Genomic DNA, 19,546 nt, shown 5'->3' on the forward strand with positions numbered 1-19,546 from the left:
TTACACAGAAAGGATGCACCGTGGACAACAACGGCATCGCCGATCTCTACGCATCGATCTTCTCCGGTACTACGGGCCTGATCGCGCTCGTCTTCTACATCCTCGTCGCCATCGGGCTGTGGAAGGTGTTCACGAAGGCCGGATACCCCGGCATCCTCGCGATCATCCCGATCGTGAACCTCGTCTTCCTGGTGAAGATCGCCGGAATGTCCGGCTGGTTCGCACTGCTGTACCTCATCCCGGTCGCGAACCTGATCCTCGCGATCATCGTCGCGTTCAAGCTCGGTGAGCGCTTCAACAAGGGCGGGCTCTTCTCGTTCTTCCTGCTTTTCCTCTTCCCGTACATCGGGTACCTGATCCTCGGCTTCGGGGATTCGCGCTACAGCAAGGCGTGACATGACGGCGTCCCGGTTGCACCTCGTCCGACACGGCGAGGTGCACAATCCGGCCCGCGTGCTCTACGGTCGTCTTCCCGACTACCACCTGAGCACGGCGGGCCGGGGGATGGCCGCAGCGGCGGCCGACCACGTGGCCTCGCTCGAGCGTCCCGTGCGCGCGCTGTACTCCTCGCCGCTGGAGCGTGCGCAGGAGTCGGCCGAGCCGTTCGCGGAGCGCTTCGACCTCGTGCCCGAGGTCGACATCCGCCTGATCGAGCCGACCAACGTGTTCGAGGGGACGCAGATGCGCCGTTCCCTGATGAACCCGCTGAACTGGTGGCACCTGCGCCAGCCGTCCGTTCCCAGCTGGGGTGAGCCGTATTCCGCCATCGCGGAGCGGATGCTCGGCATCATGGACGAAGCGTGGGATGCGGCACCGGACGGCGACGTCGTGATGGTCTCGCACCAGGCGCCGATCTGGATCACCCACCTCCGAGTGGCGGGCCTGCCCTTGCAGCACGACCCGCGCACGCGTCGCTGCGCCCTGTCGAGTGTCACCTCGTTCGAGCGCGTCGGCGACGTCTGGCGAGAGGTCGCCTACGCCGAGCCCGCCGCGACCGGCGGCGCCGTGGACGTCGGCGCGGTCTGAGACCCGCTTTCGAATCGCGCAACTGGCTCGATTTCGACGCCGGATGCAGCCAGTTGCACGATTCGAAGCGGAAGGTTCAGCCTTCGGCGGGACGACCTCGCGTGAACCTTTCTCGCGCCGGCCATGAGAGGGCTCGAACTCGCGAGCGACGGCCTCGGTTAGACTCAGCGCGGGGGTCGACCTCAAGGGCTGAGCGCGAAAGGGGGAGCCGATGACCGTCGGGACGAGCGAGCTTGCCGCCTTCAGCCGGATGTTCTCCTCCGCGGTCGTCCGCGATCTAGGACAGCGCGGCAAGTCGAGCCTCCTAGCTCGGTTGTTGGAAAGTACGGGCACTGCTCAATCGCTGGAATCCGAAGCGACCGTCGGCGATGGCTTCGACTACGCTTTCCGCTCCCTGCGCTCGCTCGGCAACCGCGACGAGTACGTTTATCGGTCTGCCATTACGCAGAAGATCCTGCTCGGCCGACACAACCTCTTCACTGCGTCCATGGTCGGAGAGGCGCGCGTGGGATCGAACAAGGCGGATGTCGTCGTGTTCAACGGGACGTCCACCGCGTACGAGATCAAGTCGGAGCGCGATTCGCTTGCTCGACTCAGGAATCAGGTGACCGCGTACGGAGATGTCTTCGCAGCTGTCAATGTGGTCACGAGCCCGTCTTATCTCGACAAGGTGTTTCGCGAGGTGCCCGCAGAGGTCGGAGTTATCGTTCTCACCGAGCGTTTCACTCTGCGGACCGAGCGTGAAGCGGCTGTCGAGCCTAGCCGGACACGGCCTTCGGCGATTCTCGACTTTGTGCGGGTCGACGAGGCCGCAACCATACTCAACAAGCTCGGTGTTGAGTATCCGGACGTGCCGAACACACAGTTGCGGTCATCGCTAAGAGAGATCTTCTCTCAACTCGCTCCCGAGCGGGTTCACGACGCCATGGTCACAACGCTGAAAGCATCTCGCTCACGAAACGCGGCCTCCGAGTACATCAAATCGCTCCCAATGTCGTTGCATGCTGCCATGCTTACGCTAAACATGAATGACGCGTCAGCGCAGAACGTTCGCGACGCGACACGCTTGCCCATAGGTGCCGCTCTCGCTTGGAGATGACTGATGTATCACCCGTACTTTCGAGGAAAGCAGTTCGAGCTTCTGGCTGTTCGCGAAAGTGCCGAGGTGATGGAGAAGGCTTCCTTCGTCCCCATCATTGAACCCGTGCGCGAGTCTCTCAACGGGCTCGAACGAGCACTCGAGGCCATCAGTGATGCTGGGGGTCGGGCCATCGTCATCATCAATCCCCGACACGGCGACCACAAAGCCAACGGCGCAAGCATCAGCGCGTTCCTGGAGGACAACTATCGGGGCAACGATGCCATCTCGGCGGGAGTGCTTCTGCTGAGCGGACACGCTCTGGACGAGGCGAAGGCGCTAATCTCGACCCACGCAAATCACGAGCTGACCATCGTGCACTCTGGATTCACCTCGCCGCGTGAGCTAGCCGACTGGCTCCGAGATCAACCGGCTCCAGTCACGAACGTCTTCATCGAAGATCAGGCCAGCACGCTGTACCGCAAGCACTTCAGCGGGTCGACCCGTGTCCTGGTTCGAGACGGGTTCGTCCAGATGAAGAACGCGGACTATGACCGTGTAGATCCGTTCTCAGATTTGCACGTTACCTATCCCGAACTCGGCATGCAGGGTTACGGCGATTTTCTGACTGTCGGTGACCGGTTCACGGAGGGAGGCGGACCCGCGTACGCCGTTGCGATCCACCTCACCTACATCGATCCGGAGCAGGATGACGAGATGTTCGTCTACCACTTTAAATCGGATTCGAACGAGACCCCGACGGACCCCGGACAGAAGTTCATCGAAGCGTTGAGCAAACTCATCGCCGCGCTCGACAGCGGTTCCTCTCATCTCCTCGAGACGTCGGCAATTGAGGAGTTCCGACGGCTCTATCAGGCGAAGCACTTCCCGGGATTGGGTTACGTCAAGAAGCTCTCGATCCGTCATCACCTCGAGACGCTGGCGGAGTATCACCGCACTGTTGATGCCTGAGCGGCTCTGCTGCGCCGAGTGCTTTGGAGATAGTCACCTTCGAAAAGACATTCCGGCAAGATTTCCCCGACCACCGGGTCGATGTGACTACTGCGGCGTCGAATCCGCAAGTCGCGCTGCGCCTGAGGAGCTTAGCGATCTGTTCGAAGCTCTCATCGAGATCTATGAGCCGTCGGTCGAGGGGGCACCCCTGATACCGCTGCTCCGTCGAGATTGGCATCTGTTCACTGGTCCGGCTATGAGCAGAGACGCGGCAGCGGAAGAACTCTTGGTCGACGTAATGGGTCATCGGGGCGCGGTGAACACACTCTTCTCTCGTTCGGTGGGCTCGGCAGTGCCGGGCTTCGCGCGTTGGGAGAACCTCCGGAAGGAGATCATGCACGATAACCGGTGGTTCCTCACTGAGAGCATTCAGTACGACCGTCTCGCCGCCCATTTCAGCTCGCTGGAGGTCGACCCGGCCGAGCTCAGCAGCGAGTGGTACCGCGCTCGGGTCGTGGATGAAGAGTCCTTCGGTGTTTCCAAGATGGGTGCTCCGCCCGCGACGAAAGCAACCCACGGGCGCGCGAACCCGCCAGGCATCAGGTACCTGTACGTAGGGTCGACGCTTGACACTGCAGTGTCAGAAGTGCGCCCGCACACTGGCGACGTCGTATGCGTGGCAGAGTTCGCCGTGGGGAACAAGAAGGTCGTGGATCTCCGCGATCCGCGATCCATGGTCTCCCCTTTTCCCTTTGTCCTCGAGGATGATCAAATCAGGCAGGTGTACGCAGATCTACCTGTTCTCGTGCGACTGGGTGAAGAGCTCACTCGGCCGGTAAGACCTAGCAGTGCTGCTTACGAGTACGCACCTAGTCAATACCTATGTGAGTTCATCAAACACAGCGGCTATGACGGCGTGGCTTACGCGAGCTCGGTGAGCGATGGTGTGAACTTGGCTCTTTTCCGTCCCGACGACTTCGTGGCCCACAGTGTTGAACAGTACGACGTCTCGAAGGTGAAGCTGACAGTCTCACCACGCTCGTGATGCAGGACTGAGATGGTGGCTGCCAGCTAAAGCTCGAGCGCAACTGTGGCCCACGAGTCGGTTCGAATGAGACTCCGCGAAGATCCGATCAACTATCGTGACGAAGCGGACAGTCGGCTAAGGGCGAACCAGGCGGAAAAGCGAGGCTCAGGTATGCCCCATACGGAGCGGTATGCCTGACGATTGACATCGAACTGCCCACGAACGTGCTGCGGCACTGGGAATCGGTGGGTCTGCTCCGGCCGCCTCGAGACTCCGCGGGGCGCCGGCGCTACGGCGAAGACGAGGTCGTGCGCATCGCCGTGATCCAGCGCAGCAAGGCCGCGGGGATGACGCTCGAACAGATCGGGGTGCTGCTCGACGACGGCAGCGCCGGGCGGCACCAGGTGCTGCAGCAGCATCTGGACGACATCGATCGGCGTATGGAGGAGATGCGCCGATCCCGCGAGATGACCGAGCACGCGATGGGCTGCCGGGCGCACGACATCGCCACCTGCCCGCGGTTCCGTGCGGGTGTGGACGACGTTCTGGCACGCTTCTGAGACCCTCGGCGAGGCGCCCGTTTCCGGCTCGCGCATAGGATCCTCTGCGTAAACTCGGAGTCGTGCCAAGCGATTCGACGGTCCGTCAGATCCGCAGCGGCCGCTCCTCCCGCACCCGGCGTTCGCGTCGTGCGGTCGGTGCCGCGCTCGCTGCGGTGCTCGCCATCGGCTTGAGCGCCTGCGCTCCCGATCCGGTAAGCGAATCGTTCCTGAACGGCGAGAATACGGGCTATGTCGCCGCCGACGGTGCCATCGTCGAGATCCCGGTCTCCGAGCGCGGCGAACCCGTCGTGTTCAGCGGGGTGACCGAGGAGGGCGAGAAGTTCGACAGCGCCGACATCGCCGGACAGGTCGCGGTCGTGAACTTCTGGTACGCCGGCTGTGCGCCGTGCCGCCTCGAGGCCGCCGATCTGGAAGCGGTGTGGCAGGACTTCAGCGATGAGGACGTCGCGTTCGTCGGCATCAACACCCGCGACCAGGCAGACACCGCTGTGGCCTTCGCGAACGAGTACGGCGTCACCTACCCCAGCCTGATCGATGTCGACACCGCCCAGGCCAAGCTCGCCTTCGCGAAGGAGACCCCGATCGCTGCGACGCCGACCACACTCGTGCTCGACAAGCAGGGCCGGGTCGCTGCCCGCATCATCGGCCCGATCGACGGCAAGTCGATCCTCTCCACGCTCGTCAAGGACGCCCTGGCGGAGGACTCGTGACCATCAGGGGAGCCTTGTGAACCCCGAAGCGATCATCGGCTCCGGGGCCCTCTGGATCGCGATCCCGGTCGCGATGCTCGCGGGACTCGTCTCTTTCCTCTCCCCGTGCGTGCTCCCCCTCGTTCCCGGCTACCTCGGTTTCCTCGGCGGCGCCGTCGCGCCTCGGTCGACCGCTGCTGCCGGTGCGGAAGGCGGGACGACGACGCAGACCACCGAGACCGCGACGCGAGGGCGACTCGTCGGGGGCGTGCTGCTGTTCATCCTCGGGTTCACGATCGTCTTCATCCTCTACACCGTGCTCGGCGGAACGGCCGGGGTCTTCCTGCTGCAGTGGGGCGACCTGATCACGCGCATCCTGGGGGTCGTGATCATCGCGATGGGGCTGGTGTTCCTCGGGCTCTTCGGTTTCGCGCAGAAGGAGTTCCGCTTCCACGTCGACTCGAAGGTCGGCGTCGTCGGAGCCCCGCTCCTCGGTATCGCGCTCGGCATCGGATGGGCTCCCTGCATGGGCCCGACGCTCGCGGCGATCCTCGCGCTGTCGTTCAACGCCGGTGATCCTGTGCGGGCGGGCTTCCTCGGTCTCGCCTACTCTCTCGGCCTCGGCATCCCCTTCCTGCTCGTCGCCCTCGGCTTCGGTTGGGCCACGAAGGCGATCGGTTTCCTGCGTCGGCACATCCGGGTGGTCAACATCATCGGTGGCGTGATGCTTCTCCTCCTCGGCGTGCTGATGGTCACCGGGCTCTGGACCGACATCATGTCGAGACTGACGGCGGTGATCGGCAGTGTCATCCTCCCGCTCTGACGATCCGGAGGTGGGCGCGCGACCCGATTCCCGTCCCGACAAGCCCGCCCGTCCCGAGAAGAACCCCCGCACTGAGAAGGCCATGACCAAGAACAAGGGCGCCGCGAACAGCGACTCCAGCGATCCGCTCCGTCCGTCCGACCACGTCGACGGCGACGACTCGATCACCCAGCCGCGGCTCGGGTTCGTCGGCTGGCTGCGCTGGGGGTGGCGTCAGCTGACCTCGATGCGCACCGCGCTCATCCTGCTGCTCGTGCTCGCGATCGCCGCGATCCCCGGCTCGATCTTCCCGCAGCGGATGGCCGACCCGAACGGCGTCACGCAGTGGGAGCGCGACAATCCCGACCTCTTCCCGGTGCTCGACGCGCTGAAGCTGTTCGACGTGTACCTGTCGCCGTGGTTCTCGGCGATCTACCTGCTGCTGTTCGCCTCGCTCGTCGGTTGCGTGATCCCGCGCATCAAGCACCACGCCAAGGCGCTGCGTGCGCGCCCGCCGCGCACCCCCGCGCGACTGCAGCGGCTCGAGGACTACCGCGCGGTCACTCGGGACCCTGCGGCAGACTCCGGCACGAAGACCGGCGATGCCGAAGCCGAGGCCGCCGCATCGATCGACGTCGCCACGAAACAGCTCAAGGCTCTCGGCTACCGTGTGGAGCGCTACGACCGCGGCCGCACGTTCTCGGTCTCCGCGGAGCGCGGCTACTGGCGCGAGACCGGCAATCTGCTCTTCCACCTCGCGCTCGTGGGGGTGCTGGTCACCGTCGGTATCGGCGGCGGGTTCTCGTACACCGGTCAGCGCGTGCTGGTGGAGGGGGAGACCTTCGCCAACACGCTCCTGGACTACGACTCGATGAACCGCGGACGCTTCGTAAGCGACGACGCGTTCTCTCCGTACTCGATGCGCCTCGACTCCTTCGACGTGACGTACCAGCCGTTCGGTGAGCCCGGCTCCGGGCAGGCCGGAGACTTCTCTGCCAACGTCACGGTGCAGGAGAACGGCGAGGAGCGCACCGGCTCCGTCAAGGTCAACGAGCCCCTCGGTGTCGCCGACGATGACGTGTTCCTCCTCGGCAACGGCTACGCGCCGACCGTGACCGTGCGTGACCCCGAGGGCAACGTGGTGTTCACCAACAGCACGCCGTTCCTTCCTCAGGACAACAACATGACCTCGCTCGGTGTGCTCAAGGTGCCGGACGGGCTTGCGGAGCAGGTCGGACTCGTCGGGTTCTTCTACCCGACCACGGGCGTGCTCGAGAGCGGTGCGTTCTTCTCCGCCTACGGCGACCTCACGAACCCGACGCTCACTCTCGACGTGTACACCGGAGACCTCGGGATCAACGAGGGGGTGCCGCGTTCCGTCTACGTGCTCGACACCACGGGGATGACCAAGCTCACGGGCCGCACCACCGACGTCGAGTCGATCGAGCTGGCACCGGGGCAGACCGCACAGCTGCCGAACGGCCTCGGCTCGGTGACCTTCGAGGACGAGTCTCCGGCCGGCGCAGCGGACGCCTCCCAGTCGGTGAAGCGCTTCGCCTCGCTGCAGATCCACCGCGACGAGTCCGGCGTGTGGGTGCTCGGTTTCGCGCTGCTCGCACTCGGCGGTCTCATGATCGCGCTGTTCGTGCCGCGTCGCCGTGTGTGGGTCAAGGCCACAGCGCACGACGGCGAGATCGCCCTCGAGTACGCCGCGCTCGCCCGAGGCGAGGACCCGACCCTCGCCGCAGCCGTGGAAGACCTCGTCGCAGGGCACGCCCGACTGCTCGACGCGGCCGGAGGCACCACGGCGCGCCCCACGATCGATGACACCGCGGACGAGTCCGCCGAGCCGGAAGCCCCGGCAACCGACACCCGGAAAGTAGACTGACACCATGCTCGAGCTCAACGTGATCTCGCCTGTCCTGCTCTGGACGGCGATCGCGATCTACGCGGCGGCCTTCGTTGCCTACGCCTTCGATCTCGCACGGCGCTCGCAGGCGACAGCCGACGCGCAGAACGTCCGCGAGTCGGTGCTCGTCGGAGCGGGTGGCGGGAGCACCACCGCATCCGCAGGCACGTCCGGTTCCGGTACCGCCCCGCAGCGATTCGTGATGGCCCGGATCGGCACCTCGCTCACGGTTCTCGGGTTCCTCTTCCACCTCGCCGCTGCGGTCACCCGTGGCATCGCGGCCGGACGAGTCCCGTGGGCCAACCTGTACGAGTTCGCCATGATGGGCACGCTGCTCATCATCGCGGTGTACCTCGTCGTGCTCACCCGCATCGACCTGCGGTTCCTCGGCACGTTCATCACGGGCCTCGTCGTAGTGCTGCTCGGCCTCGGGGCGACCAACTTCTACGTCGACGTCTCACCGCTGATGGACCCGCTGAAGAGCGTGTGGCTCGTCATCCACGTGTTCGTGGCCTCGCTCGCGACCGCGTTCTTCGCTCTCGCGTTCGCGCTCTCGGTGATCCAGCTCATGCAGTCGCGCCGCGAGCGACTCCTCGGCGAGAACGCCACGAAGACCGGTCCCGGCTTCCTCCGCACCTTCCCGAACGCGGTGCGCCTGGAGAGCCTGGCGTACATGTTCACGATCATCGGCTTCATCCTCTGGACCTTCACGCTCATCGCCGGGTCCATCTGGGCCTACTACGCCTGGAGCCGCTTCTGGGGCTTCGACGTGAAGGAGACCTGGACCTTCGTGATCTGGGTGATCTACGCCGGATACATCCACGCCCGCGCGACCCGCGGCTGGCGCGGCAACCCCTCGGCGTGGCTGGCGATCGTCGGCTTCTCGGCCGTGATCTTCAACTTCACGATCGTGAACGTCTTCTTCAAGGGCCTGCACGCCTACTCCGGCCTGAGCTGAGCTGAGCTGACCCGCGGTGCCACCAGCGTCGCGGAGACGGCTTACCGGGGTCAGCCGCGCAGCGGGATGACCTCGGCGTGCTCGATGCCGCCCTGGTACCAGACCAGTTCGGCTTCCGCGATGACCTCGGTGGGCGCGGGTGAGAGCGGGCGGACCTCGGCTTTCGCGAAGCGCGACCACTCGGCTCCGTCGAGGGTCTTGCCGTAGAGCACCGACAGGTGGAACGTCCAGTCCTCCAGCGGCAGCTCGCCGATACGACGGAAGTCCGTGGCATCCAGCGCGGCGGTCAGCGACGAATACGCCGACACGAGCGAGGGGCTGCGGGCGAGGCGCACGATCAGGATCTGCCAGGGCATGGGGAATTCGTCGACAGCTTCGGCGATGACCTCGATCGGGGCCTGACGCGCTGCCCACGAGCGGATCAGCTCGGTGAGTGCCTCGCGTCGCTCGGGCTCGTAGAACCCTCGCAGTGTGACGTGCCCGGTGTGCGGGCGCCGTGCCGGGACGCCGAGGCGGGAGACGGCGGCATCCTGGACATCGCGATAGACCGTGCCGACCGCCGCGGTGGGCCGGAGCACGAGGTACTGCTGTCCCTCCAGGCTCGCGAGTTGGTCGGGGGTGTCCATGAACGGCCGGCGCATGTCAGGAGCCTAGGACGCGTCGTGAGGATGCGAAACCGGAGGCTGACACACGAACGGCCCGGTGCGTCATACTTCGACGCGCCGGGCCGGTGTGGATGGTCTTCGCTGCGGGACGAGGAGTCAGGCCGTGGCGAGGACCGCCTTGGCCGAGGTCGTGCGCCGCAGCGTCACGGCGAGGGTCGTGGACACAAGAGACAGCACACCCCAGACGACCAGAGCGGCGACCGCCGAGCCGCTGGCGGTGATCAACCCCGCGAAGGCCGGAGCCGTCGGGAGGGCGGCCCCGATACCGGCGAGCCAGCCGGGCACCGTCGAGATCAGACCCGTCGCGACCGCGAGCACTCCGACCAGGGCCGAGATCCAGCGTCCGATCCCGCCGAACAGGGCGACGAGCGCCTGGTTCACGGCGGCGAACACGACACCGGCGAGCACGGCGGTACCTGCGAAGGCCCACCAGGTACCCGCATCGTAGCTGGCGACGACCTGCACGATCAGTGAGACCAGCAGTCCCTGACCCGCGCCGATCAGAGCCGCGGGAGCGAACGCCCGCAGCGTGAGCGTCGCCGACGACCGGCGAGAGGTGAGCGTGCGTGCCGTGTGGGCGCGCATCACCACGAAGGTCGCGAGTCCGCCGAACCAGAGCACCACCGCAGCGAGCAGCGGGATCGCGGTCGGGCCGAAGATCGTGTTCATCGACGAGTTCGACGACACCGGGTCGGCGATCACCGAGGCGAGAGACTTCGACTCGGTGTCGGTGAACGAGGGGAGCGAATCGGATGCCGTGCGCAGCCCACCGGCGAGGTCGCCCGTACCGGTCGCCAGGGTGTCGAGACCGGTCGTGAGCTCGGTGGCACCATCGGCGAGAGCGGTCGCTCCGCTGGAGAGCTGGGTCGCACCGGAGGCGAGGCCACGGGCGCCGGTGGCGGATGCGCCGATGCCCTGGTCGGCGAGCTGGGTGAGGCCGGAGGACAGCTGGGTGGCGCCGGCGCCGGCCTGCGTCATGCTGGACGCAAGAGTGCTGAAGGTGCCGGGGAGGGCAGCGACGCCACCGGCGACCTTCTCGTTGTTGAGGGTGCCGGACGCGGTGCCTGCGCTCTGGGCCACCGCACCCGCATCGGATGCGAGGGAGGTGAACAGATCGCACTGCGCCTGGTCCCTCACCGGGGTTGCGCATGCCGTCTGCTGCAGCGCCCCCAGCCTTCCCGCCAGGGCCAGCGAGCCGTCCGCCGCCGACTTCGCCGATGCCGAGGCGCCTTGGATCGCACCGACCAGCTCTTGCGTACCGCCGATGTTCTGCTGCAGCGCGGCACCCCCGGCGGTCAGCCCGGATCCGATCTGCGCGGCACCGGCGGCCGCCTCACGTGTCTTGCCCGCGATCGTGTCGAGTCCCGAGGCGAGCGACGAAGCACCCGTCCCGAGCTCACCTGCTCCGGATGCCAGCTTCGCAGCGCCGTCGGGGATCGCGGCGGCTCCGGTGGCGGCATCCCGCGCCCCGTTCGCGAGCTTGAGCGCGCCGTCTGCCGCATCGCCGATCTGGTCGCCGATCGTGGTGAAGCCGACCAGGATGTTCTCGGTCGTCGCCTCGGAGAGCATCGTGCCCATGGTCGACGCGGCGACATCGGCGAGCTGACCCGTGATGAGGTCGTCGGCGACGAGTCCGTCCTTCGGCGTGGTCACCGTGATGGTGGCCTGCTCGGCCTTGCCTCCGCCGTCGGAGATCGCGGTGCCGGCCGAGGTGGCGGCGGTCGAGAAGTCCTCGGGGATCGTGATGACGGCCTGGTAGGAGCCGTCGGCGAGTCCGTCGGCCGCGTCGTCCTTGTTCGAGATCACCCAGGTGAGGTTCGAATCCAGATCGTCTGACCCCTCCACGAGACCCGCGGCGAGCTGGCGCCCGAGCGGAGTCATCTGCCCGTCGATGGTCACGGGCTCGTCGAGATTGACGATGGCCGCGGTCATGGAGTCGAGGCGCTCCGTCGGGTTCTGCAGGGCCGCGACCAGGATGCCGCCGACCGCCGCCGGCAGCAGCAGCACGCCGAAGATGGTCAGCCACGTGATGGGCTTGCGGGAGCGCGCGCGCTCGATGGGGAGGGTCATGCGGTCACCTCGGTGGATTCTGCGGCGCTCCGGCGAGGAGCACGCGTGTCGAGAGTCTGTGCGTCGGGCCATCCGGCCTCGGCGAGGGTGGTCCGTGCCGAATCGGCGTCGGAGGCAGTGGCGAACACCGCGAGCGTGCGGGAGGCTGCGGCATCGCGCAGCATCGCCGTCGCCTGGTCGCGCTGTCCGCCGCTCAGGCGGTCGATCCCGTCGATCACGACGATCTGCGACTTTCCGCGCAGGGCTTCGGCGAGGTCGCCGAGCGCGGCATCCGCATCGTCGACCAGTACGCAGCCGACGTGAGAGCGCACCCAGGCGGCGCGTCCGGGGAGCAGGTGCCCCGCGACTCTCAGCTTGCCGTCCGCGGGGGTCAGGCGTCCCGCGATCGTCAGGGCCAGAGCCCGGCGGGTGCGCACGTCGCCACCGGTCGCGATCACGGCACCGCCTTCGGGGATCCGCATCGAGAGACCCTCGATGAGCGGCGCATCGGCGCTGATCTCGAGGTCGTCGGCGGCGACGATCGACCCGTCGCCCGGCCATGCGGCCAGGTGTCGTTCGCGTTCGACGGCCTCGCCCTCGACGTCGACGCGGGGGAGAACCTTCTCCAGCCAGCGCGGGAGCTCCCAGGCACGTTCGCCCAGGATCGCCATGAGCGCGGGGATCAGCGTCATCCGCACCAGGAAGGCGTCGAAGGCGATGCCGGCGGCGAGGCCGAGCGCGATCGGCTTGAGCGACGAGTCGCCCTCGGGGACGAACGCGACGAACACCGCGAACATGATGAGCCCGGCTGCGGTCACGACCTTCGCCGAGCCGGTGAAACCGCTGCGCACGGCCCGGAGCGCGGCGGCCCGCCGGGTGGCACGGTTCGGGCTCGTCGCATCCTTGTCGTGCACGAAGTCCTCGCGCATGCGGGAGACGAGGAAGACCTGGTAGTCCATGGCCAGACCGAACAGCACGCCCATCAGGATGATCGGCATGAAGCTGATGATCGGCCCGACCTTGGCGACGTGCAGCAGGTCGGCGAACCATCCCCATTCGAACACCGCCCCGACCACGCCGAAGGCGGCGACGATCGAGAGCAGGTATCCGGCCGCAGCCGTGATCGGCACCCACAGCGAGCGGAACACGATGGTCAGCAGGATCAGCGAGAGGCCGATCACGAAGATGCCGAACGGCAGCAGCGCGTTGCCGAGCTGGTCGGAGATGTCGATCCCGACGGCGGTGAAGCCGGTGACCTTGAGGTCGATGCCGAACTCGTCGAGCCACTCGTCGTGGTGGCTGCGCAGCTCACGCACGAGGTCGGCCGTCGCCGGATCGTCGGGTGCGGTCTCGGGGATGATCTGCACGATGCCGGTGTCGGCGGTCTCGTTCGGCGTCGCGAGGGCGACCTCCTTCACGCCGGGGACCTTCGCGACCGCGTCGCCGAGGTCTTCCATCAGGGTGAGCGGGTCGGTGGAGGTGACGATCGTGCCGGTGAGGATCAGCGGACCGTTGAACCCGGGTCCGAACTGCTCGCCGACGAGGTCGTAGTTCTGCCGGGCTTCGGCGTCCTTCGGCAGCACGCCGGCGTTGGGGAGGGCGAGGTCGAGGCTCAGCGCGGGCACGGCCACGATCCCGAGTCCGAGGACGACGGCGAGCGACACCAGCACCGGGTGCTTCATGACGCCGCCGACCCAGCGGGCGCTGCCCTTCGCCGGGGCCGTGACGGGCTTCGGCTCCTCCGAGGCATCGGATGCCGCGCTCTTCTTCGTCTTCGGCGCCTTGACCTTCTTCGGGCGACCGACGACCTTGCCCTTCATGAATCCGAGCAGAGCGGGGGTCAGGGTGACGGCGATCGCGACGGCGACGGCGACGGCGGCGGAGGCCGCGATACCCATGGTGGTGAGGAACGGGATGCCGGCGAAGCCGAGGCCGATCAGCGCGATGAGCACGGTGACGCCGGCGAAGACGACGGCCGATCCGGCGGTACCGACGGCACGGGATGCCGATTCCTCCGGATCCACGCCCTCTCGCACCTGATCCTGATGTCGCGCCATGATGAACAGCGCGTAGTCGATGCCGACCGCGAGTCCCAGCATGAGCGCCAGCAGCGGGGTGGTCGAGGAGACGGTGGCGAAGGCGGTCGCGGTGAAGATGCCGGCCATCGAGATGCCCACGCCGAGGATCGCGGTGAGCAGGGGGAGCCCGGCCACCACGAATGAACGGAACGTGACGATGAGCACGAGGAGCGCGATGAGGAGCCCGACCGCCTCGGTGAGGGTGACGCCGGGGATCGAGATCGCGAAGAGGTCGCCGCCGAGCGAGGTCTGAGAGCCGGAAGGAAGCACGCCGTCGAGGTCGCTCACGGCCGAGCGCAGCGCATCCTTCGTCGTGTCCGAGACGTCGGTGGCCTCGCCGTCGAACTGCACGCGCACGATGGCCGCCGTGTCGTCCTCGTTGATCATGCCCTTGACCATCTCGTCGTAGGGCGAGGTGGCGGCGAGCACGCCGTCGAGGTCGCCCAGCTCGTCGACGGCGTCCTCGATGTGTTCGCGGTAGTCGTCATCCGTGATCTTGTCGCCGTCGGCGGCGACCACGATGAACTGCGCATTCGTGCCGCTCACCTGCGGGAACGAACGGGAGAGCTGCTCGAGACCGGCCTGCGATTCGGTTCCGGGGATGGAGAACGTGTTGTCTGTTCCCGCTCCCAGCACGAGTGCCCCGGCGCCGGCGATGCCGAGCGCGAGCAGCCAGGACACGAGGACTCGCCACGGGTGCCGGAAGGACCAGCGTCCGAGCGAGGACAGGAGTGTGGACACGCGATCCTCCGAGGGGTGCGGGGTGGATACACAGGTGTATCCGATACATAGATGTATCGTAAGGTGACCCGCCCGGCCAAGCCTGTGTGCGGGGTGTGAATCATGCGAGAGTGAAGGGTCAGGAGGTTTCGATGTCGACACCCGCAACCCGCAGCCGTGAGAACACGCGTGCCCGTCTGCTCGAAGCGGCGGCGCAGGTCTTCGCCGAGGTCGGGCTCGACGGAGCATCGGTCGAAGCGGTCTGCGAGCGAGCCGGCTTCACCCGCGGCGCGTTCTACTCGAACTTCGAGTCCAAGGACGAGCTGTTCCTCATGCTCGCCGCCAGCGTCTCCGAAGTGCGCGTGAACGCGGTGCGCACCCGTGTCGAGGAGCTGACCGCCGCCGGTGCCCTCGTCGAGGGATGCGATCCGATCGATCTCGTGCAGCAGATCATGGAGCTCGGCGGAGACGACCGCCTCGGCGTCATGCTGCTCAGCGAGATCCGCATCCGCGCCCTGCGCGACGCGAGGTTCGGCGAGGCGTATCTCGCCCAAGAGCGCGAGATGGTCTCGAGCATCGCGCAGATCGTCGACGACATCATCTCGGCGGGTCTGCTGCGGCTGCGGCTCCCGGCCGAGATCGCCGCGCGCATGCTCATGATCATCTGGGAGGGCATGACCGTGCGAGGAGCGATGGCCGGCCAGGACGACGCGCAGCTTCGGCACTCCGGTGGCGAGGAGCTCGGCCGCCTGGTGCAGCTGCTCATCGAGCCGTAGTCGGCGTCGCCGTTCCCCGAGCCCTCGAGGTCTGACGGCTCGCTGCGAGGGAGAGCAGTGCGGCACCGGCCAGGAGCGCAGCCGTCACGAGGAACGTCACCTTCAGTGCTGCGGTGAGCGCCTCCGGAGATGCGGTCGCGATCTCTGCTGCGCCGGAGGCTGCGGCGAAGAGTGCCGCGAGCACGGAGGCGCCAGTGACGAGCCCGAGATTGCGGGACAGGCCGAGCAATCCTGACGTCACACCGCGGTGCTCTGTCGGCGTCGCACTCAGGACTCCGGTGTTGTTCGCCGCCAGGAACAGCTGGTACCCGGGGGCGAGCAGCACAGTGCCCGTGATGTATCCGATGAGCCCCCACCAGGAGGGCAGCAACGCGAGCGCGAGGGCTCCGACGACCATGGCCGAGAGCCCCGCCGTGGTCATGAGCCGCGTGCCGAACCGGTCGACCGCGCGGCCGGCGATCACACCGGTGCAGATCGAGGCGAGCGGTCCCGCGGCCATGGTCGCCCCGATCGCGGCCGGAGCGAGGTGCAGCCCTCCCGCGAGGAAGAAGGGGCCGACCACGAGAGTGCTCATCATGACCGTGCCCACGATCAGGTTGAGCACCGCCCCGATCGAGACGTCGCGATTGCGGAGCAGAGCCGGCGGCAGGAGCGCATGGGAAGCGCGGGCCTCCCGGAGGGCGAACAGAGCGGCAGTGACGATCGCGCCGCCGAGGAGCGGCATCGTCGGCCAGGATCCGTCGGCACCGGGCGAGGTCACGCCGAGCGTGTAGAAGGTGACGGCCGCCGTCAGCAGCAGCACGCCGCCGATGTCGAATCCGCGTCGGGGCCCGCTCGCCGCGGAAGTATCGCGATCGGTCATGCCGGTCAGAACCGCGACCAGCACGCCGAGCGGCGCCATGGCTGCGAAGATCGCCGGCCACCCCGCTACCGTGATCAGGAGGCCGCCGAGCGCGGGGCCTGAGGCGGTGCCCACTGCGGCCGTCGTCCCCAGCAGACCCATGACACGTCCGAGGCGCTCCGGCGCGACCACGTCGCGGGCACGGGCGAGAGGGAGCGCCATCATCACGGCAGCGCCGACACCCTGCAGAGCGCGGGCGCCGATCAGCACCCCCAGCGTCGGAGCGAGCGCGCAGAGCACGGCAGCGAGGGTGAAGATGACGATGCCGATCCCCAGGATGCGTCTTCGCCCGAGGAGGTCGCCCAGGTATCCCACCGTGAGGCTGGTCGCTGTCATCGCCAGCAGGTACGCGAGCGCCACCCACTGTGTCTGGGAGAAGGTGCCATCCAGGTCCCGGGCGATCGTGGGGAGCGCCACGTTGGCGGCGCTGGTGCCGAGGGACGCGACCAGCACGCTGAGAGCGAGCCCGGCCGTGCCTGAGCGAAGGGGGGAAGTCGTGGTCACGGTCATGTCCTCAGCATCGATCGCGCCTTCACTGAACAGCAACACGAGTTGCCGAAAGCGGGATGGCAGTGATGGGATGAGGCCATGGACGAACACGAGGCGGTCATCGACGCGACGCTGGAGCAGATCGGTCCGAGGCTCCAGGCGCTGCGCCTTCGACGAGGAGCGACACTCGCCGAGGTCGCGTCGGCCACGGGTATCTCGAAGAGCACTCTCTCGCGCCTGGAGACGGGTCAGCGGCGCGCGAGCCTGGAGCTGCTCCTGCCGCTCGCGCGCATGTACCGGGTGTCGCTGGACGACCTCGTGGGTGCTCCCGAGACCGGCGACCCGCGGGTGCGGCTGCGCCCGCGGCGGGTCAACGGGCGCACTGTGGTGGCGCTCACGCGCCAGCCGGGCGAGAGGCACGCGTGGAAGATCATCGTGCCTTCCGAGGCCTCGGAGCCGAAGCTCACCTCGCATGAGGGGTCGTCATGGATGTATGTGCTCACCGGACGCATCCGGCTCATCGTGGGTGACCGCGACATCATGCTCGAGGCCGGAGAGGTCGCGGAGTTCGATACACGCACGCCGCACTGGTTCGGCGCCGATGGGGAGCACGACGCCGAGATCCTCACGATCTTCGGCGCGGAAGGCGGCCACGGTCAGCGCAGCACCGACCTCGCCACGCGCCACCTCGCCGAGGTGCTCGGCGGGCCTCCGCGGTGACGTGCGACGGGGTCCTCGCCGCGGCAGTCGGCCTCAGTGTGCGGCGGTCGAGAGCTCATAGTGGCAGCGGGCGAGGCGCGCGAGCCACCATTCGCGTCGTTCGTCCGATGCGGCGAGACGACTGAGTGCCTCCGCATCGGGTGTCACTCGGCCGACCGAGATCGAGCCGTCGACCGGGCGCAGGTCGGCCACGTCGTCGAGGAACAGCGACGCCGTGCCGAGCCCGCAGTCGTAGTCGAGTGTCGGGAGGGCCGCAGCGAGGGCGGCTCCCTGAGACAGGCCGATAGCGGTGTCCAGGGCGCTCGAGACCACGACGGGGAGCCCCGCGGCGGTGACGATCTGCAGCGCGTGAGTGATGCCGCCGAGGGGCTGCGCCTTGATCACGAGCAGGTCGGCCGCGCCGGCACGGGCGACCGCGAGCGGATCGGACGACTTGCGCACGCTCTCGTCGGCGGCGACCGGGATGCCCATGTACTTCACGCGCCTGCGGAGATCCGCCAGCTCCGGCACCGTCGCGCAGGGCTGCTCCACGTACTCCAGGTCGTACTCGCCCAGCGCATGCACGGCGTGCTCGGCCTCGTCGACGTTCCAGGCTCCGTTCGCGTCGACCCTGATGCGGCCCTCAGGGCCCATCGTCTCGCGCACGGCGCGAACGCGCGCCACGTCGTCGGAGAGGGTCTGCCCCGGCTCGGCGACCTTGACCTTCGCCGTGCGGCATCCGGGGAACCGCGCCAGCAGCTCGGGCACGCGCGACGCCTCGATCGCGGGCACCGTGGCGTTCACGCCGATCCGATCCCGTAGCGGCTCCGGCTGCTCGCGCCATGCGAAGTCGATCGCGGCCGCGAGCCATGTGGCCGCCTCCGCGTCTTCGTACTCCACGAACGGTGAGAACTCCGCCCACCCCTCCGGCCCCTCGAAGAGCAGTGCCTCCCGCACGTCGACGCCGCGGAAGCGACTGTGCATCGGGAGGGCGACGACCCTGGCCGAGTCGAGCAGGTCTGAGAGCGGCGGGATCATGTGCCCATTCTGTCCCCGGGAGGCCTGCGACCGCTGCACGTCAGGCCAGGTGTTTCTGCAGCTCGCCCATCCGCTCGGTGGGAATGAACCCGAGAAGCGTGTTCACGGCGAGCATGTGTGCGTTCGATTCCGCGTTGCACGTGTAGACGGCAGGTGCATGAGGAGCTCGGTGCTGCAACAGGCGGAGGTTCGCGATCTTCACCGCCGTGCCGAGGCGGTGGCCGCGGTCGGCCCGGCGCACGAGCGTGCCCCATTGGTACGCATTGCCGTCGTCGCCCGACACGACGAGCTGGGTGTAGGCGGCGACCTGACCCTCCGGCGTCAGCGCGACGGTGCCGATCGGAAGACGGTTCTGCCTGACGAGGAGCTCCTCCTGCTCGCGGATGCTCTCCACGTCGGGCTTCGCGGGTGCGATGTCGAGATCGCCGCTGGGGGCTTCGGTATCGATCGAGGCGTCGAGGATCGCCCAGCCTTCGACGACGTCGTCCGGCACCGGTCCGATCCAGCTCCGGACCGAGTAGCCCCGGGTCGCCGCAGCGATATCGGCGTCGATCCGGTCGAGCACCTCGAGGTCGAGCGGGAGTGCGAGCCGGTTCTGCACGTCCCCGAGCGCGAGCGCGTAGCCGTGGCGGCGGGCGAACTCGCGACCGGGTGCGCCCTTGCCGTCGGATCCGAGCTCGTACGGCCACGAGGTGTCGCCCTGCGCTGTGGTGCGTCCGGCCTCGGCGGCTTCTGCCTCGAGGAAGGCCAGGGCGGTGCTGCCGACTCCGCGCCGTCGATGCGCCGGCGGCACGTGGACGGCGAGGTGCGCGACGTGTGTGTTGTCCTTGAGGGGGAGTGCGAGGCCCGCTGCGCCGACGACAGTGCCGTCGTCGCACAGCAGGAGGGGGCGTCGCTCGAGAGTCTGGGACTGCTGCTGCATCGCGTTGCGCGTCTCCTCGCGGGACCAGACCGGGATGTCGGATCCGCGGTCGGCACGTTCGGCGGCTGCATAGGCATCCCACCAGGCGTCCACCTCCGCGGTGTCGAACGGGTCGATGCGCGTGATCTCGAGCGTCATGACTCCACGCTACTTCCCCCTTCCCGTCCGCCCCGGGACTGTCCGAAACGTACGCTGGACAATAG

At 67.6% G+C, this 19,546-nt stretch carries 18 protein-coding genes; 12 read left to right on the top strand and 6 right to left on the bottom strand.

What is annotated here, in order from left to right:
- Window positions 1–20: 20 nt before the first annotated feature.
- The 10 genes from ASC55_RS14925 to ccsB all read left to right on the top strand — a co-directional run bounded on the left by ASC55_RS14925 (window position 21) and on the right by ccsB (window position 9,006).
- Window positions 21–395 (top strand): DUF5684 domain-containing protein, encoded by a 375-nt coding sequence (locus ASC55_RS14925; protein WP_017828137.1) that lies wholly within the window; start codon window positions 21–23, stop codon window positions 393–395.
- 1 nt (window position 396) lies between these two features.
- Window positions 397–1,026 carry a histidine phosphatase family protein gene (locus ASC55_RS14930; protein ID WP_055877119.1) on the top strand — a complete coding sequence of 210 codons (630 nt, stop codon included), beginning with the start codon at window positions 397–399 and terminating at the stop codon, window positions 1,024–1,026.
- Between the two features lie 211 nt (window positions 1,027–1,237).
- Window positions 1,238–2,125 carry a sce7726 family protein gene (locus ASC55_RS14935; protein ID WP_055877122.1) on the top strand — a complete coding sequence of 296 codons (888 nt, stop codon included), beginning with the start codon at window positions 1,238–1,240 and terminating at the stop codon, window positions 2,123–2,125.
- 3 nt (window positions 2,126–2,128) lie between these two features.
- A complete protein-coding gene (locus ASC55_RS14940; RefSeq protein ID WP_055877123.1) occupies window positions 2,129–3,076 on the top strand; it encodes a sce7725 family protein in 948 nt (315 codons plus the stop codon).
- A gap of 238 nt (window positions 3,077–3,314) precedes the next feature.
- Window positions 3,315–4,103, top strand: coding sequence for an RES family NAD+ phosphorylase (locus ASC55_RS14945; RefSeq protein WP_200935187.1), 789 nt, complete (start codon window positions 3,315–3,317; stop codon window positions 4,101–4,103).
- 194 nt (window positions 4,104–4,297) lie between these two features.
- Window positions 4,298–4,645, top strand: a complete 348-nt coding sequence (locus tag ASC55_RS14950) for a MerR family transcriptional regulator (protein ID WP_268775997.1) — start codon at window positions 4,298–4,300, stop codon at window positions 4,643–4,645.
- 62 nt (window positions 4,646–4,707) lie between these two features.
- Window positions 4,708–5,358 carry a TlpA family protein disulfide reductase gene (locus ASC55_RS14955; protein ID WP_082524380.1) on the top strand — a complete coding sequence of 217 codons (651 nt, stop codon included), beginning with the start codon at window positions 4,708–4,710 and terminating at the stop codon, window positions 5,356–5,358.
- Between the two features lie 16 nt (window positions 5,359–5,374).
- Window positions 5,375–6,160, top strand: coding sequence for a cytochrome c biogenesis CcdA family protein (locus ASC55_RS14960; RefSeq protein WP_017828142.1), 786 nt, complete (start codon window positions 5,375–5,377; stop codon window positions 6,158–6,160).
- 82 nt (window positions 6,161–6,242) lie between these two features.
- Window positions 6,243–8,027, top strand: coding sequence for a cytochrome c biogenesis protein ResB (gene resB, locus ASC55_RS14965; RefSeq protein WP_055877909.1), 1,785 nt, complete (start codon window positions 6,243–6,245; stop codon window positions 8,025–8,027).
- Between the two features lie 4 nt (window positions 8,028–8,031).
- On the top strand, window positions 8,032–9,006 hold the full coding sequence (ccsB, locus tag ASC55_RS14970; protein ID WP_055877131.1) for a c-type cytochrome biogenesis protein CcsB: 975 nt from the start codon (window positions 8,032–8,034) through the stop codon (window positions 9,004–9,006).
- 50 nt (window positions 9,007–9,056) lie between these two features.
- Here the strand turns inward: ccsB and ASC55_RS14975 are convergent, their stop codons facing one another.
- The 3 genes from ASC55_RS14975 to ASC55_RS14985 form a co-directional block, all read right to left on the bottom strand.
- The gene (locus ASC55_RS14975) at window positions 9,057–9,647 is read right to left on the bottom strand and encodes a 2'-5' RNA ligase family protein (protein WP_235563394.1); all 591 of its coding nucleotides are present in this window, start codon (window positions 9,645–9,647) and stop codon (window positions 9,057–9,059) included.
- A 120-nt stretch (window positions 9,648–9,767) separates the two neighbouring features.
- Window positions 9,768–11,741: a YhgE/Pip family protein gene (locus tag ASC55_RS14980; protein WP_055877137.1), complete on the bottom strand. Its 1,974-nt coding sequence runs from the start codon at window positions 11,739–11,741 to the stop codon at window positions 9,768–9,770.
- A complete protein-coding gene (locus tag ASC55_RS14985) occupies window positions 11,738–14,539 on the bottom strand; it encodes an MMPL family transporter (RefSeq protein WP_055877139.1) in 2,802 nt (933 codons plus the stop codon). Before ASC55_RS14985 ends, ASC55_RS14980 begins: the two co-directional genes overlap by 4 nt.
- Before the next feature lie 131 nt (window positions 14,540–14,670).
- Between ASC55_RS14985 and ASC55_RS14990 the strand changes: the two genes are divergently transcribed.
- Window positions 14,671–15,294, top strand: a complete 624-nt coding sequence (locus ASC55_RS14990) for a TetR/AcrR family transcriptional regulator (RefSeq protein WP_055870043.1) — start codon at window positions 14,671–14,673, stop codon at window positions 15,292–15,294.
- On the opposite strand, the gene ASC55_RS14995 is transcribed toward ASC55_RS14990, so the two are convergent.
- The gene (locus ASC55_RS14995) at window positions 15,281–16,699 is read right to left on the bottom strand and encodes an MFS transporter (protein ID WP_162243059.1); all 1,419 of its coding nucleotides are present in this window, start codon (window positions 16,697–16,699) and stop codon (window positions 15,281–15,283) included. The two genes, ASC55_RS14990 and ASC55_RS14995, sit on opposite strands and share 14 nt — an antisense overlap.
- An 84-nt stretch (window positions 16,700–16,783) precedes the next feature.
- Between ASC55_RS14995 and ASC55_RS15000 the strand changes: the two genes are divergently transcribed.
- Entirely contained in the window at window positions 16,784–17,404 is a 621-nt protein-coding gene (locus ASC55_RS15000) for a helix-turn-helix domain-containing protein (RefSeq protein WP_055877145.1), read from the top strand.
- A gap of 33 nt (window positions 17,405–17,437) precedes the next feature.
- Here ASC55_RS15000 and ASC55_RS15005 read toward each other — a convergent pair whose 3' ends face one another.
- Window positions 17,438–18,421 carry an o-succinylbenzoate synthase gene (locus ASC55_RS15005; RefSeq protein WP_055877148.1) on the bottom strand — a complete coding sequence of 328 codons (984 nt, stop codon included), beginning with the start codon at window positions 18,419–18,421 and terminating at the stop codon, window positions 17,438–17,440.
- A 40-nt stretch (window positions 18,422–18,461) separates the two neighbouring features.
- Window positions 18,462–19,481 (bottom strand): GNAT family N-acetyltransferase, encoded by a 1,020-nt coding sequence (locus ASC55_RS15010; protein ID WP_055877150.1) that lies wholly within the window; start codon window positions 19,479–19,481, stop codon window positions 18,462–18,464.
- Between the last annotated feature and the right edge of the window lie 65 nt (window positions 19,482–19,546).

Origin of the sequence: Microbacterium sp. Root322 (assembly GCF_001425645.1) — a bacterium.
In the GTDB taxonomy this organism is placed as follows: domain Bacteria; phylum Actinomycetota; class Actinomycetes; order Actinomycetales; family Microbacteriaceae; genus Microbacterium; species Microbacterium maritypicum.